The sequence below is a fragment of the Bradyrhizobium sp. 4 genome (assembly GCF_023100905.1).
Classification (GTDB): Bacteria; Pseudomonadota; Alphaproteobacteria; order Rhizobiales; family Xanthobacteraceae; genus Bradyrhizobium.
Map to the genome: position 1 here is coordinate 2,008,800 of NZ_CP064686.1, position 13,135 is coordinate 2,021,934.

Below are 13,135 nucleotides of genomic sequence, written 5' to 3' on the forward strand. Positions count from 1 at the left end.
GGCCGATCACGCATATATCGGGTTAGCGCCGGGAGCGTACGCGCAAGCCCGGCGCGGGCCGCTCCTGGAGCACGTCGCGACGGAAGCGGTAGAGCGCCGCCGGACGTCCGCCCGTCTGTGTCGACATCACCCCGGTCGGTTCGACCAGGGCTTCCATTTCGACCAGGCGGCGGAAATTTTGTTTGTGCAGGTGTCGGCCGGAGATCGCCTCCACCGTATACTGCAATTCCGTGAGTGTGAACTCGGCGGGCAAAAGTTCAAAGACCACAGGACGATACTTCAGTTTGGCACGCAGTCGCGCGATCGCTGTCGCAAGAATCCGGCGGTGGTCGAAGCGCATGAATGTGCCGAGCGCGGACAGGGCCTTGCGCGCTAATGCCGCAGGGCGGCCGTCGCGCCGTGCTTCCTCGACCAGCCCGGCCTCATACAGGAGCTCGTAGCGGTCGAGCACGCGCTCCTCGTCCCAGGACGCGCCGTCCAGACCGAAATAGAACCGCACCCGATCCTTGCGCGGCAATGCGCGCGTCGTCTCCGGCGTCTCCTCTTCGGCCCACTCGGTCAATGCCGGGATGATGTCGTCCGCGATGATCGCGGGCGGGCCCTCTCGCCGGTCCTCCCAAGGCAGGAAGCGATACCATGGCGCGAAGCTCGCACTCGTGGCTGCCAGTTCGCCGCCGATGGCGCGCGTCAGTGCGAGATAGCCGATCGACACCATGTGCGCGCCGGTGTCGCCGGCCTCGGCATGCCGGCCGCGATCGCCAAACGTGTAGAGCTGTTCGACATAGCCGAGCCGCAGCCCCGTCTGTTCCTCGACCCAGGCCCGCAGGCCGATCTCGAAAGTGCGATGGCTCGGCGCATCGAACGGGCCGAACGGCAGGCCCGCCAGTCCGTCACTGTCGCGCGCGGTGAGGATCAGCGGCTCGTGATCCTCGATCGCGACGATCGCGGCAGTCAGGCCGATCTCGATCGGCGTCAGCAGCTTTTCGCTCATGCGATGGCGATCGCAACTGTCATTCGAGCTCGATCACGAAGGGGCGGCCCTCGACCATCATCGCGCCCGGGCCCATCTCGTCGAGTGCGCGCAGCATGCGGCCGTTGCGGCCCAGCGCACGGTCGGCAAGGCCGACGATGCGGCGGTTCGGCGAGGCGATCGGGGAAGCTGCCCGGATCTTCTTCGCGATCTCGGTCTCGTCGCGATCCGGATTGAGTGCGCACACGGCGGCAAAGGCGCTCGCGGTGGAGCGGCTGATGCCAGCATAGCAATGCACCACCAGCGGCGCGTCGCGGTCCCAGCCGCGCACGAAGTTCAGCACCTGCTCGATATGCGTTTCCGATGGCGCGACGAAGCCGTCCATCTCCTCGGTGATGTCGTCCATCGACACCTTGAGATGGTTGGCCGGCAGCACCGACACCGGCCGGGCCACCTGCTCGACATTGGCCATCACGGTCAGCACGTGGCTGGCCTTGGTGAGGCGGACGGTTTCGGGAAGGGCGGCGAGAGAACAGACGTGGATCATGGCGGACCTTTTTCCGCAGATTATAGCGAGCGTTGGCGCGGTGGGCAAAGCGAAGCGTACCCACCACTTTCGTCTCATTGCGCAAAATCAGTGGGGCGGCGCAAGGGCCCCATTGCCCGCCCTGCAGGACCTACGCAAATACGGCGCCAAACCGCTCCAAAAACTGCTTCTCGGCCCGGGCAGCCGTCCAGGGGGTGAGATAATCGCGCCGGACGCTGTCTGAGAGGCCGGGATTCTTGCCGAACAGGCGCCTGGCCTCGCTCTCGCTGAAGCCGGCGAGCGTCGTCGCCTCCAGATAGGCCGCGCCGCGATCGGCGGCCTTGATCGCCAGCGTGATCTCCTCCGGCAGTACCGGCGGCAGGCCAAAGCGGATGTGGATGGCGCCGAGCAGGCGTTTCTCGACCGCCTTGTAATGACCGTCGAGCACAGCCTTGAACGGCGAGATCATGTCGCCGATCACGTATTCGGGTGCGTCATGCAGGAGCGCGGCGAGCCGCACGCGCAGATCCACGCGCGGGTTCTCGTGCCGCATCACGGTTTCGACCAGTAGCGTGTGCTGCGCGACCGAGAAGATGTGCGCGCCAATGGTCTGGCCGTTCCAGCGGGCGACACGCGCCAGCCCATGCGCGACGTCGGCGATTTCGATATCGAGCGGGGAGGGATCGAGCAAATCGAGCCGCCGGCCCGACAGCATGCGTTGCCAGGCGCGGGTGTCGGCGCCGCGTTCCGTCTTCTTCACGCTCATTTGGCCTTGAGGCGCTGCTTGCGCTGCGTCTTGCCGCAGCTCGCGTGACAATGGCAGTCGACGAGATGATCGTTGACCATGCCGGTCGCCTCCATGAAGGCATAGACGATGGTCGGGCCGACGAACTTGAAGCCGCGCGAGGACAGCTCCTTGGAGATCTGCATGGAGAGCGGCGTCGAGGCCGGCACGCTCGCGGTGGTCTTGAAATGATTGACCTTGGGCTTTCCGTCCATGAAGTCCCACAGGAATCTCGAGAAGCCGGGGCCCTTCTCCATGATGCCGAGATAGGATTTCGCGCTCGATATCGCGCCGTCGATCTTGGCCTTGTTGCGCACGATGCCGGCATCGTTCATCAGCGCGTGAACTTTCTTCTCGTTGTAGCGTGCGATCTTTTCCGGCTGGAAATCGTCGAAGGCTTTGCGGAAATTGTCGCGCTTGCGCAGGATCGTGATCCAGGACAGGCCGGCCTGGAAACCGTCGAGGATCAGCTTCTCATAGAGCGCGCGGTCGTCGTATTCCGGCACGCCCCATTCGGTGTCGTGATAGGCGACGTAGAGCGGATCTTCGCCGGGCCAGGGGCAACGCGTCTTTCCGTCGGGATGCAGGCGGGGAGCACGGCTCATGCGATGGGTTGCTTCGTTGGAATGCGCACGACGCCTGGTTCCGCAAGCCTCACAGCGAGGCCACCGGCAGTCAGCGCCTGTCCTGCATCGAGCGCATCAGCGACGCGGTCGATGCGCACCAGCGCGATACCCTTGCCCTGCGCCGACGAGCCCATCGTGCCGACCGGCTTGTCGCCGGCGAGAACGCTGACGCCGGGCTCGGGCGAGGAGTTCTCGAGCAGCACCTTGACGCTACGGGTGCGCGCGGTGCCGCGATGCTGCATGCGCGAGACGACCTCCTGGCCGACATAGCAGCCCTTGTCGAAATCGACGCCGGAAAGGCGGTCCATGTTGGTCTCGTGCGGGAACGCATCGCTGTACGTGAAATCGAGCCCGCCGCGCGGCACGCCGAGCGCGATGCGGTGGGCCTCGTAGGCGGCGGCGTCGACCATCTCGGCGCCGATCAGATCGGACAGCTTCTGTTTGAGATCTTCGGGAATCAGGATGCGGGTGCCGAGGTCCTCATTGCGCGGATCGGCGAAGGCGAGGTCGAGTTGGGCCGCAGGCTTGCCGTCCCAGGCCGCGAGCACGCCGAGATCCTCGGACAGGTTTTCCACCGTGACCCTGGCGCGCAGCTTGTAGAATTTCAGCTTGGTGGCGAGGCCGTCGGCAAGCGGCTTCGGGCAATCGATCAGGAACCCACCGCCATGGCCGGCAGGCGCTTCCGTGATCAGGAAATCCACGATGATCTTGCCCTGCGGCGTCAGCAGCGCGCCGAATCGGCCCAGGCCCGGTTTCAGCTTGTCGACATCGGTCGTGACGAGGCCATTGAGGAAGTTGCGCGCATCCTCGCCCGCGACCTTGATCACGCCCCGGTCCGGAAGAAACGCTGATTTCATACGAAAATCTCTTGCGACATGTTGCTCCGGAACGTAAGCCCGCAAGGCAAAAACGACAAGACCTCAAGCCCTGCGCTTGGGGACGAGAGAGGCCTTCAGCCATGACCCAGCGTTTCGACGTGATCCTCAAGGGCGGCACTGTCGTCAACCAGGACGGCGAGGGAGCCCGCGATATCGGCGTCGTCAACGGCCGCATTGCCGAGATCGGCGCGCTGTCGCAGGCTTCCGCCGCGGAGGTGATCGACTGCAAGGGTCTGCACATCCTGCCCGGCGTGATGGACACGCAGGTGCATTTCCGTGAGCCCGGGCTGGAGCAGAAGGAAGACCTCGAGACCGGCTCGCGCAGCGCCGTGATGGGCGGCGTCACCGCCGTGTTCGAGATGCCGAACACCTCGCCATTGACCGTGACCGAGGCCACCTTCACCGACAAGGTGAAGCGCGCCCATCACCGCATGCATTGCGACTTCGCCTTCTTCATCGGCGGCACCCGCGAGAATGTGCAGGATCTGCCGGTGCTGGAGCGGGCGCCAGGTTGCGCCGGCGTCAAAGTGTTCATCGGCTCCTCGACCGGCGCGCTCTTGGTGGAGGACGACGAGAGCCTGCGCCGCATCTTCCAGGTGATCCGCCGCCGCGCCGCGTTCCACGCCGAGGACGAATACCGTCTTAATGAACGCAAGCCGCTGCGCATCGAGGGCGACACGCGTTCGCACCCGGTGTGGCGCGACGAGACCGCGGCGCTGATGGCGACGCAGCGGCTGGTCAAGCTCGCGCACGAGACCGGCAAGCGCATCCACGTGCTGCACATCTCGACCAAGGAAGAGATCGAATTTTTGCGCGACCACAAGGATGTCGCGTCCTGCGAGGCGACGCCGCATCATCTCACGCTGGTCGCGCCCGAATGCTACGAGCGGCTCGGCACGCTGGCGCAGATGAACCCGCCCGTGCGCGGCGCCGATCACCGCGCCGGGATCTGGCGCGGCATCGAGCAGGGCATCATCGACGTGCTCGGCTCCGACCACGCCCCGCATACGCTTGAAGAGAAACAGAAGACCTATCCGGCCTCGCCCTCCGGCATGACCGGTGTGCAGACGCTGGTGCCGCTCATGCTCGACCACGTCAATGCCGGCCGCCTGTCGCTGGCAAGGTTCGTCGATCTCACCAGCACCGGCCCCGCGCGCCTCTACAATATGGCCTGCAAGGGCCGCATCGCCGCCGGCTACGATGCCGACTTCACTGTCGTCGATCTCAAGCGCAGCGAGACCATCACCAACAAATGGGTCGCGTCCAAGGCCGGCTGGACCCCCTATGACGGCGTCCGCGTCACCGGCTGGCCCGTCGGCACCTTCGTCCGCGGCCGCCGCGTGATGTGGCAGGGCGAGCTCGTGACGGCCTCGCAAGGTGAGCCGGTGCGGTTTCTGGAGACGTTGAAGCAGTAGGGATTGCAGGTAAGCGGCACAAACTTCCCACACATCCGGGTGTCGCCCTGGCGAAAGCCAGGACCCATTATCCCGACTGCATTTTGTTGCGAAGATGGGTGGCTACACGTGTGCGCCACAATTTGAACTTGTGGCAATGGGTTCTGGCTTTCGCCAGGACGACGCTGAGGGAGGAATGAATGACCCAACCAACACCCCTCATCACCACCGAGCAACTCGCAGCCCAGCTCGGCGATCCCAACCTGCGCCTCTACGACTGCACGACCTACAACGAGCCGGTGCCGCCGGGCAGCGACGTGCCCTATCGCGCGGTGCCCGGCGACAAGACGTTCGAGGCGGGCCATGTTCCGGGCGCCGATTTTCTCGACCTGCAGGGCGAGTTCTCTGACGCCTCCGCGCAGCAATTCTTCATGATGGCTGATGTGGCCCAGCTGGAGGCCGCCTTCGGCCGCCACGGCCTCGATGCATCGAAGTCGGTCGTCCTCTACAGCATCGGCACCATGATGTGGTCGACGCGGGTCTGGTGGATGCTGCGCTCGCTCGGCGTCGACGCGCGGGTGCTCGACGGCGGCCTCGACAAATGGAAGGACGAGGGACGGCCGGTCGTAACAGGCGCCCCGAAGGGCTATCCGGCGACGACCTTCAAGGCCACACCGCGCGCTGGCTTCTTCGTCGACAAGAATGCAGTGAAGGCACGGCTCGGCGATTCCGCGACTGTTATCGTCAACGCGCTCGGTCCACAATTTCATCGCGGCCTCGAGCCGAGTCGCTACGGGCGGCCCGGCCGCATTCCCGGCAGCGTCAACGTATCAGCGGCAACGCTCGTCAATGCCGACAAGACTCTGACCTCGCTCGCCGATGCCGAAGCCAAATTCGCCGCGGCAGGCGTCACCCGCGACAAGAATGTGATCTGCTATTGTGGCGGCGGCATCTCGGCGACGATCGACCTGCTGTTGCTGACGCAGCTCGGCTACGACAAGCTGACGCTCTACGACGCCTCGATGGGCGAGTGGGCGAGGGATCCGGCGCTCCCGATCGAGACAGATTAGGACATTCCCTGGTCCTCCCCCAGGGGAGGGACAGAAAGTTGGGAACCTTTCCCTTGGGGCGGCATCCAATGTCCGGGAACGAAGCCAATCGAGCAGGTGACCGCCATGCCACGGACCGCAGCCGGCCTATCCGCCGGCGCAAAAACATCGGAAATACGGACCTTGGAAGCCGAACTGGTCGAGCGCGCGCGGGGCCGTGACGAGGCCGCGTTGCGCGAGATCATGCAGGCCAACAACCGCAGGCTCTATCGTCTGGCGCGCGGAATTCTGCGCAGCGACAGCGAAGCCGAGGATGTCGTTCAGGAAACCTATGTCCGCGCCTTCACCCATCTCGACGGCTTCCGCGGCGAGTCCGGGCTATCGACCTGGCTGTCGCGCATCGCCATCAACGAGGCGCTTGGCCGGGCGCGAAGCGCCAGGCCGCATGTCGAACTCGGCTCGGTGCCCGAAGCGATGCTCGAGGCGCAGATCATCAAATTTCCCGCTTCTCCCGCAGGCGATCCGGAAAGGACCATGGCCCAACGTGAAATCCAGCGCGTCGTCGAGCGCGCCATCGATGAGTTGCCGGATGTCTTCCGGATGGTCTTCGTCGCACGCGTCATGGAAGGCATGAACATCGAGGAGACCGCCGAGCTGCTCGGCGTCAAGCCCGAGACCGTGAAGACGCGGCTGCACCGTGCGCGGACCATGCTGCGCGAGAACGTCGAGAAGGAGATCGGTCCGGTGGTGATGGATGCGTTCCCGTTCGCCGGGTGGCGCTGCGAGCGGCTGACCGTGTCGGTGCTGAAGCGGCTCGGCATCGGCGGCTGAAGTTTTTCGGGAACGTTCGCGCGAGAATTCCATCCAACGCCTGTGAAGCAACGCGCCGGCAAAGCGTCCGGCACCACAGGAGTGTCAAACCATGTTCGTTCGTTGGAGCGCGGCGATCGCCGCTGCAATTTTGTTGTCGAGCCCTGCGCTGCTGCAAGACGCCAGAGCAGCCGACAAGCCGACCGATCCGCAGATCGCCCACATCGCCTACACCGCGGGCGTGATCGACATCAACGCAGCCAAGCAGGCGCAGAAGAAGGCCAAGAACAAGGACGTGAAGGCATTTGCCGAGGACATGCTGCGCGACCATGAGGCCGTCAACAAGCAGGCGCTCGCGCTGGTCAAGAAGCTGAACGTCACGCCTGAAGACAACGACACCAGCAAGGCGCTGTCAAAGCAGGCGAGCGATAAGCTCGCCGAACTCGACAAGCTAAATGGTGCGGCCTTCGACAAGGCCTATGTCGCAAACGAGGTCGCCTACCACAAGACGGTCAACGGCGCGCTGGAAACCCAGCTCATTCCATCCGCCAGCAATGCCGAGCTGAAGAGCCTGCTGCAGACCGGCCTGAAAATCTTCCAGGGGCATCAGCAGCATGCCGAGCATGTCGCGGCGGAGCTGAAATAGGGAGGCAATGATGCCGGGACGATTGTCTGCGATCGTGTCAGCGGTCCTGCTCGTGGCGTTGGCCGTCCCGGCGCACGCTGCGACCATCGAGATCACGATGGAGAATCTCGAAGTGTCGCCGAAAGACGCTTCGGCCAAGGTCGGCGACACCATTGAATGGATCAACAAGGACGTCTTCGCCCACACCGCGACTGCTGGGAACGGCGATTTCGACGTCAACCTGCCTGCGAAAAAATCAGGGACGTTGGTTCTCAAGAAGGCAGGCACGGTCGATTATTACTGCCGCTATCATCCCAACATGAAAGCGACGCTCAAGATCGAGCCCTAACGGCTGGGGAGCGTATTCCCCACGGCAGCGGAAACTGGCCCCGCCCGCGTGGCGGGGGCATTTTCGGCAAGGCTTACTGCCTGGAGGAAGACTTACTGTCTGGAAATATCGACCGAGAATTCGCCGTTGCGGATGCGGCCGGGAAAGCCTTCAACGAACTTCGCCACCGCGTCCTCGCCATAGGTGCCGACGAGCTCGGCAAGGGCCGCAAACAGGCTCGCCTGCGCCAGGCAGTCGCCGTCGACGCCATCATGGCGCGCTTCGGCCCAGGCCTCGTTGAGATAGCTCAGTGCGGCCTGCTTCTGCTCGTGATCGGGCAGCGGCGCGCGTGCGGGGGCGTAGGACACTGGATGGCTCATGAAACTCGATCAGGGCTGGGGCGCGATCCACGGCGATGCGCTGTGCGAGAGGTGTAGCACGCGCGTTAACGCCCGCTAGGCCACATCTTTAGGAACGGTTAACGGCTGTGTACAAACTCGACGACGGGGTTCCCCGCCGCGCGTCCGACAGCCCAATCCTCATGGTGAGGAGCGCGTTGTTCGCGCGCGTCTCGAACCATGCAGGCCCCGCTAGAGCCGGGCCTTTCATGCTTCGAGACGCCCGCTTTGGCGGGATCCTCAGGATGAGGAATTTGCGTTGCAGGATGAAGCCGACAGGAATCAGTTCGCGTAACGCGCCGTGAGATCGCGCGAGATCTTCGCGCCTTCCTCGATGTAGCGGCGGATCGCCACCGTCGCGGCCGGCGTGCAGCTCCGGTAGGTCTGCTGAAAACCGTTATAGCCGCGGTTGAAGCCGGCGATCATGCGGGTGCGGCGTTCACCGGCGGGGGTTTCGGCATCGATCAGCGCCTGCATCTCGCTGCGCCATTTGTTGCCCTCGTTGGACCCGCAGATGCCGCGCAGATAGTGCAGCCCACCGAGAATCTCCGCCAGCCGCTGCAAATCGCCGTCAAACGGCGCTGCCCCGTCCTGAGCCCTCGTGGGCACCGAGGCACAGGCGAGAATCAGGGCAAAAATGGCCAGAAATCGCGTCGACATCGGCCGAGTGTATGCCTCCTCGGGGCGGTGGACGCAAGGCGTGGCCGTCAGGGGCCGATCAGCCGGTGGGCGGACTGGATGACCTCTTCCAGCCCGCCGGTCAGCTTGAGGTCGCCAAGGCTCGCCAGGGCCTCCGGGGCGATCCAGCGGTAGTCGTCGAGCTCGTGGTTGAGAACCGGCTCCCGGGCCACCCATCGGGCAGCAAAGGACATGATCAGGTAGTGGCCCGCGCCGGCCGCGGCCGGGAGCACTTCGCGCCAGCCCGCGAGGCCAATGATGTCGATATCGAGCCCGGTCTCCTCGTCGATCTCGCGCGCCAGCGCCTGGTGCAGCGATTCGCCGAACTCGACCCGACCGCCCGGCAGCGAATAGAACCCCTTTGCCGGCGAGCGTGCGCGACGGGTCAGAAGCACCTTGCCGTCACGAAAAATCGCGGCACTGACCGCGATCTGGGGATGGGCCGGCTGGACGATCGCAGCCATGACTTCACCTGCTCGGGCCTAGTTCGCCATGATGTTGTCGACGTCGGCTTCCGCGCCGCCATTGATGATGCCGCCGCAGGCCGCGATCAGCGGCTTGACCCAGTGGGCGGCCTGCTCGGCGAGGCGAACGCGGGTCGTGTCCTTCTCGACCTCGCGCATGGCCGAGCCGACCGCCGTCAGGATCGAGGTCATGGTGTCGGTGAGGTGGTCGAACTGGGCGCGCACGTTCGGGTCGGCGTTTTCATAGGCCTCGATCGCCAGATCCCGGGCCTTGAAATTCGACGCCGTGAAATGCTCGGCATAGGACAGCGGCGACCAGGTCAGAAAATCTTCCGCGCATTCCGGCATGTCGGGGACCATTTCCAGCAGCATCACGGCTTCATTGAAATGGTTGAGATAGTCGGTGGCAAGCCCGGTCCGCGGGTTGATGTTGGCCACGCGCAGCCGCTCGGCCCAGGCCGCGGCCTCGGGCGCCGTCTGTCCATGCATTCGCGCCGGCTGGGAGACCGTTGAGCTCATCTGCCGCAGTGTTAACGTTCGGGGTTAAAAGGACCTGAACGGACCCTATATAGGCCCTCAAGGATGTGTGGACGCTTCGTCATAACTTCGGCCCCCGCGGCGTTGCGGCAACTGTTCGGCTACATTGAGCAGCCGAATTTCCCGCCCCGGTTCAACGTGGCCCCGACACAACCGATTCCGGTCGTGCTGGCCGAGAACGGCGCGCGCCATTTCCGACTGATGCGCTGGGGTCTGCTGCCGGGCTGGGTCAAGGATCCCAAGGGATTTACGCTCCTGATCAACGCCCGTTCCGAGACGGTGCTGGAGAAGCCCGCCTTCAAACGCGCGATTCGCCGACGTCGCGGCCTGATCCCGGCCGACGGCTATTACGAATGGAAGACGGAGGATGGCCGCAAGCAGCCCTTCTTCATCCATCGCGCCGACGGCGCGCCGCTCGGCTTTGCCGCATTGTTCGAGACCTGGGTTGGGCCGAACGGCGAGGAGCTCGACACGGTCGCGATCGTCACGGCGGCCGCAGGCGAGGATCTCGCCACGCTGCATGACCGCGTGCCCGTCACCATCAGCCCGCGCGATTTCGAGCGGTGGCTCGACAGCCGCAGCGATGACGTCGATGCCGTGCTGCCGCTGATGACCGCCCCGCGCATCGGCGAATTCGCCTGGCACCCGGTCTCCACCCGCGTCAACCGCGTCGCCAATGACGACGACCAGTTGCTGTTGCCAAGCAGTGCGGAGGACACGGAAGCGGAAGCGCCGAAGAAGAAGGTGGTGCGGAAAGCGGCGGCCGGCTCAGCCGATGACGGGCAGGGGTCGTTGTTCTAGCTGCGAACCACAAAACAACGGTCGTCCCGGCCTAGTGCGCAATTGCGCACGGGGGGCCGGGAGACGGTGGAGTTTTAGGCGGCAGCCCTTACACGATTTCCCTCGCCCTCAACGCCGCGATCTCCGCCGCGTCGAATCCCAGTTCGCCCAGCACCGCGTCCGTATCCGAGCCGAGCTCCGGCGCCATCCGGTCCAGCCTGCCGCCGCCATGCGCGAGCTTGAATCCGCTGCCGGCGAAACGAAGCCGCCCATAGGGTGTGTCGAGCTCCTGGATCGCGCCGCGCGCCTTGATCTGCGGATGGTCGATCACTTCCTCGACCTTCCAGATGCTGGCGCAGGGCGCGCCGGCATCTTCCAGAATGGTCTCCCATTCGCGCGCCGGCCTTGCCGCGAGCGCCTGTTCGATGATGGCGCGCAGCGCCGGCTCGTTCTCGTTGCGGGCAAACCAGTCGGCAAAGCGCGGGTCGCTGAACGTATCCTCGCGGCCCAGTGCAGACATCAGCGCGCGGTATTGCTTCTCGTTGTTGACGGCGAGCAGGATGTGACCGTCGCCGCATTTGAATAAATTCGCCGTGGTCCTGCGGCTGACAGCCTGATTGCCTGACAGCTGCTGGCGATGGCCGGCGACCGACCAGTCCGCGATCTGCCCCGACAGAAACGCCATCGTCGCCTCCAGCATGGAGACGTCAATGAGCTGGCCCTTGCCGGTGCGATCGCGCTGGTACAGCGCGCTCGACACGCCGAACGCAGCCGTGGCGCCCGACAGCACGTCGCACACCGCAAAGCCCGCACGCGTCGGGCCGGTTTCGGGATGGCCCGTGATCGCCATGATGCCGGACAGCGCCTGCATCTTGCCGTCATAGCCGGGTCGCAGGCGATCCGGACCGGTCTGCCCGAAGCCTGATACCGCACAGTAGATCAGCTTCGGATTGATCGTCGACAGCGCCTCATAGCCGATGCCGAGCTTGTCCATCACGCCGGGACGGAAATTCTCCATGACCACGTCGACCTGCGCGGCGAGCTTCTTCACGATCGCGATCGCGTCGGGCTTTTGCAGATCGAGCGTCAGGCTGCGCTTGTTGCCGTTGATGGCCTGGAACGCTGGCGCGAGACCGCGGTCGGCCCATTCGCGCGAGAGCGGCGTGCGGCGCATGTCCTCGCCCTCGCGCCGCTCGACCTTGATGACCTCGGCGCCCAGGAGCGCGAGCTGGTAGCTCGCATAGGGGCCAGCCAGCACTTGCGTGAAGTCCAGGATCTTCACGCCTTCGAACGGTCGCGTCACGTCGCTCTCCCTTTTTGTTCTGGTTGTCGGAGGCGTCAGGCGGCGCGATTGCCGCGCGCGATCTCCTTCTGCTTGTCGAATTCGGCACGGCGGCGCGCCAGCTCTTCGGCTGAGAGCTGCGCGACGTTGTTGTAGTCGAGCTTCCAGGAGGCGTCCTCGCTCCAGCGTAGCGGTGACTGCATGGTGGTCTGCGGGCCGCTCGCGTTCTCCAGCAATCTGAGCGCCAGCTCGAGCGTCTGCGCCTGCGAGGCGACGTCGTGCGGCTTGCCGGCGGAATTGCCGAGCGGAAAATCCGAGAACAGGAAGCGCGGCACCGCAGCGTGCTCGATGATGTCCTTGGCGCAGCCCATGATCACCGTCGGAATGCCGTTCGCCTCGAGATGCCGCGCCACCAGCGCCGTGGTCTGGTGACAGACCGGGCAGTTCGGCACCAGCACGGCGACATCGACCTTGTCGGCAAGGCAGCGCGCCAGAATCTCCGGCGCGTCGGTGTCGAGGGTAACGCGATGGCTGCGGTTGGTCGGCGCGCCGAAGAAGCGCGGGGCCACCTCGCCGATGCGCTCCGCAGCACTCGCCTTCAAAAGCTGCGGCAGCGGAAACCAGGTGCCGTTGTCGGTGGCCGTGGTGTGCTTGCGGTCGTAGCCGATATGCGAGATGCGAAGGTCGTGCGGCTTCGCCGTGTCGCCGTCATAGACCTGGTAGAATTTCGCACCGCCATTATACGCCGCGCCCGGACCCTGGTCGCCCTTGGCTGGATCGTACGGCGCGGCCGTCGTGATGATGGTGACGCGCGACTGCGACAGCGGCTTCTTCAGCGGCTGGAACGGCGCCTCGGTGTAGTGGGCCCAGCGATACGCGGTGGTGTAGCCAATCGCGGCGTAATAGTCCCGCGTGCGCTGCATATAGGGCACGGGGGCGTCATAGTCGGGCGCAAAGCCGAATTCGTCGTCGCGCGAAGCGGACATGGGCGCGTCTCCTGGTTCTC

General features: G+C 64.9%; 17 protein-coding genes. 6 read left to right on the top strand and 11 right to left on the bottom strand.

What is annotated here, in order from left to right; genetic code table 11:
• Positions 1–22: 22 nt before the first annotated feature.
• From IVB45_RS09140 to IVB45_RS09160, 5 genes are all read right to left on the bottom strand, one after another.
• Positions 23–991 (bottom strand): NAD regulator, encoded by a 969-nt coding sequence (locus tag IVB45_RS09140; RefSeq protein ID WP_247356983.1) that lies wholly within the window; start codon positions 989–991, stop codon positions 23–25.
• A gap of 19 nt (positions 992–1,010) precedes the next feature.
• Positions 1,011–1,517: a protein-tyrosine phosphatase family protein gene (locus IVB45_RS09145; RefSeq protein ID WP_027568633.1), complete on the bottom strand. Its 507-nt coding sequence runs from the start codon at positions 1,515–1,517 to the stop codon at positions 1,011–1,013.
• Between the two features lie 130 nt (positions 1,518–1,647).
• A complete protein-coding gene (locus tag IVB45_RS09150; protein ID WP_247356982.1) occupies positions 1,648–2,262 on the bottom strand; it encodes an HD family hydrolase in 615 nt (204 codons plus the stop codon).
• A complete protein-coding gene (locus tag IVB45_RS09155; protein ID WP_247356981.1) occupies positions 2,259–2,885 on the bottom strand; it encodes a DNA-3-methyladenine glycosylase I in 627 nt (208 codons plus the stop codon). Before IVB45_RS09155 ends, IVB45_RS09150 begins: the two co-directional genes overlap by 4 nt.
• Entirely contained in the window at positions 2,882–3,763 is an 882-nt protein-coding gene (locus IVB45_RS09160) for a folate-binding protein (protein ID WP_247356978.1), read from the bottom strand. The genes IVB45_RS09155 and IVB45_RS09160 overlap by 4 nt, the downstream gene beginning before the upstream one ends.
• Before the next feature lie 101 nt (positions 3,764–3,864).
• On the opposite strand from IVB45_RS09160, the gene IVB45_RS09165 reads away from it, so the two are divergent.
• The 5 genes from IVB45_RS09165 (at position 3,865) to IVB45_RS09185 (ending at position 8,011) form a co-directional block, all read left to right on the top strand.
• Positions 3,865–5,199: a dihydroorotase gene (locus IVB45_RS09165; protein WP_247356977.1), complete on the top strand. Its 1,335-nt coding sequence runs from the start codon at positions 3,865–3,867 to the stop codon at positions 5,197–5,199.
• A gap of 179 nt (positions 5,200–5,378) precedes the next feature.
• On the top strand, positions 5,379–6,248 hold the full coding sequence (locus IVB45_RS09170; RefSeq protein ID WP_247356976.1) for a sulfurtransferase: 870 nt from the start codon (positions 5,379–5,381) through the stop codon (positions 6,246–6,248).
• A 105-nt stretch (positions 6,249–6,353) separates the two neighbouring features.
• A complete protein-coding gene (locus IVB45_RS09175) occupies positions 6,354–7,058 on the top strand; it encodes an RNA polymerase sigma factor (RefSeq protein ID WP_027568639.1) in 705 nt (234 codons plus the stop codon).
• A gap of 91 nt (positions 7,059–7,149) precedes the next feature.
• Complete coding sequence (locus IVB45_RS09180; RefSeq protein ID WP_247291137.1) at positions 7,150–7,683, top strand: DUF4142 domain-containing protein; 534 nt, start codon at positions 7,150–7,152, stop codon at positions 7,681–7,683.
• Between the two features lie 10 nt (positions 7,684–7,693).
• Positions 7,694–8,011: a cupredoxin domain-containing protein gene (locus IVB45_RS09185; RefSeq protein ID WP_027568641.1), complete on the top strand. Its 318-nt coding sequence runs from the start codon at positions 7,694–7,696 to the stop codon at positions 8,009–8,011.
• Between the two features lie 92 nt (positions 8,012–8,103).
• Here the strand turns inward: IVB45_RS09185 and IVB45_RS09190 are convergent, their stop codons facing one another.
• The 4 genes from IVB45_RS09190 to IVB45_RS09205 all read right to left on the bottom strand — a co-directional run bounded on the left by IVB45_RS09190 (position 8,104) and on the right by IVB45_RS09205 (position 10,049).
• Complete coding sequence (locus IVB45_RS09190) at positions 8,104–8,370, bottom strand: hypothetical protein (RefSeq protein ID WP_007594892.1); 267 nt, start codon at positions 8,368–8,370, stop codon at positions 8,104–8,106.
• 300 nt (positions 8,371–8,670) lie between these two features.
• On the bottom strand, positions 8,671–9,048 hold the full coding sequence (locus IVB45_RS09195; RefSeq protein WP_007607220.1) for a TIGR02301 family protein: 378 nt from the start codon (positions 9,046–9,048) through the stop codon (positions 8,671–8,673).
• A 47-nt stretch (positions 9,049–9,095) separates the two neighbouring features.
• Positions 9,096–9,530, bottom strand: a complete 435-nt coding sequence (locus IVB45_RS09200; protein WP_247356975.1) for an NUDIX domain-containing protein — start codon at positions 9,528–9,530, stop codon at positions 9,096–9,098.
• Between the two features lie 18 nt (positions 9,531–9,548).
• Positions 9,549–10,049, bottom strand: coding sequence for a hypothetical protein (locus IVB45_RS09205; protein WP_247356973.1), 501 nt, complete (start codon positions 10,047–10,049; stop codon positions 9,549–9,551).
• Positions 10,050–10,112: 63 nt separating this feature from the next.
• Between IVB45_RS09205 and IVB45_RS09210 the strand changes: the two genes are divergently transcribed.
• Entirely contained in the window at positions 10,113–10,868 is a 756-nt protein-coding gene (locus IVB45_RS09210; RefSeq protein WP_247356972.1) for an SOS response-associated peptidase, read from the top strand.
• Between the two features lie 88 nt (positions 10,869–10,956).
• On the opposite strand, the gene IVB45_RS09215 is transcribed toward IVB45_RS09210, so the two are convergent.
• Together IVB45_RS09215 and IVB45_RS09220 are read right to left on the bottom strand one after the other, a co-directional pair.
• Positions 10,957–12,150, bottom strand: coding sequence for a CoA transferase (locus IVB45_RS09215; RefSeq protein WP_247356970.1), 1,194 nt, complete (start codon positions 12,148–12,150; stop codon positions 10,957–10,959).
• A 35-nt stretch (positions 12,151–12,185) separates the two neighbouring features.
• Complete coding sequence (locus tag IVB45_RS09220; protein ID WP_247356969.1) at positions 12,186–13,115, bottom strand: glycine reductase; 930 nt, start codon at positions 13,113–13,115, stop codon at positions 12,186–12,188.
• Positions 13,116–13,135: the final 20 nt, after the last annotated feature.

What these genes read in the sequence shown, in the direction of transcription:
- IVB45_RS09140 (WP_247356983.1), bottom strand. Translation starts at nt 991, where the DNA reads ATGAGCGAAAAGCTGCTGACGCCGATCGAGATCGGCCTGACTGCCGCG.
- IVB45_RS09145 (WP_027568633.1), bottom strand. Translation starts at nt 1,517, where the DNA reads ATGATCCACGTCTGTTCTCTCGCCGCCCTTCCCGAAACCGTCCGCCTC.
- IVB45_RS09150 (WP_247356982.1), bottom strand. Translation starts at nt 2,262, where the DNA reads ATGAGCGTGAAGAAGACGGAACGCGGCGCCGACACCCGCGCCTGGCAA.
- IVB45_RS09155 (WP_247356981.1), bottom strand. Translation starts at nt 2,885, where the DNA reads ATGAGCCGTGCTCCCCGCCTGCATCCCGACGGAAAGACGCGTTGCCCC.
- IVB45_RS09160 (WP_247356978.1), bottom strand. Translation starts at nt 3,763, where the DNA reads ATGAAATCAGCGTTTCTTCCGGACCGGGGCGTGATCAAGGTCGCGGGC.
- IVB45_RS09165 (WP_247356977.1), top strand. Translation starts at nt 3,865, where the DNA reads ATGACCCAGCGTTTCGACGTGATCCTCAAGGGCGGCACTGTCGTCAAC.
- IVB45_RS09170 (WP_247356976.1), top strand. Translation starts at nt 5,379, where the DNA reads ATGACCCAACCAACACCCCTCATCACCACCGAGCAACTCGCAGCCCAG.
- IVB45_RS09175 (WP_027568639.1), top strand. Translation starts at nt 6,354, where the DNA reads ATGCCACGGACCGCAGCCGGCCTATCCGCCGGCGCAAAAACATCGGAA.
- IVB45_RS09180 (WP_247291137.1), top strand. Translation starts at nt 7,150, where the DNA reads ATGTTCGTTCGTTGGAGCGCGGCGATCGCCGCTGCAATTTTGTTGTCG.
- IVB45_RS09185 (WP_027568641.1), top strand. Translation starts at nt 7,694, where the DNA reads ATGCCGGGACGATTGTCTGCGATCGTGTCAGCGGTCCTGCTCGTGGCG.
- IVB45_RS09190 (WP_007594892.1), bottom strand. Translation starts at nt 8,370, where the DNA reads ATGAGCCATCCAGTGTCCTACGCCCCCGCACGCGCGCCGCTGCCCGAT.
- IVB45_RS09195 (WP_007607220.1), bottom strand. Translation starts at nt 9,048, where the DNA reads ATGTCGACGCGATTTCTGGCCATTTTTGCCCTGATTCTCGCCTGTGCC.
- IVB45_RS09200 (WP_247356975.1), bottom strand. Translation starts at nt 9,530, where the DNA reads ATGGCTGCGATCGTCCAGCCGGCCCATCCCCAGATCGCGGTCAGTGCC.
- IVB45_RS09205 (WP_247356973.1), bottom strand. Translation starts at nt 10,049, where the DNA reads ATGAGCTCAACGGTCTCCCAGCCGGCGCGAATGCATGGACAGACGGCG.
- IVB45_RS09210 (WP_247356972.1), top strand. Translation starts at nt 10,113, where the DNA reads ATGTGTGGACGCTTCGTCATAACTTCGGCCCCCGCGGCGTTGCGGCAA.
- IVB45_RS09220 (WP_247356969.1), bottom strand. Translation starts at nt 13,115, where the DNA reads ATGTCCGCTTCGCGCGACGACGAATTCGGCTTTGCGCCCGACTATGAC.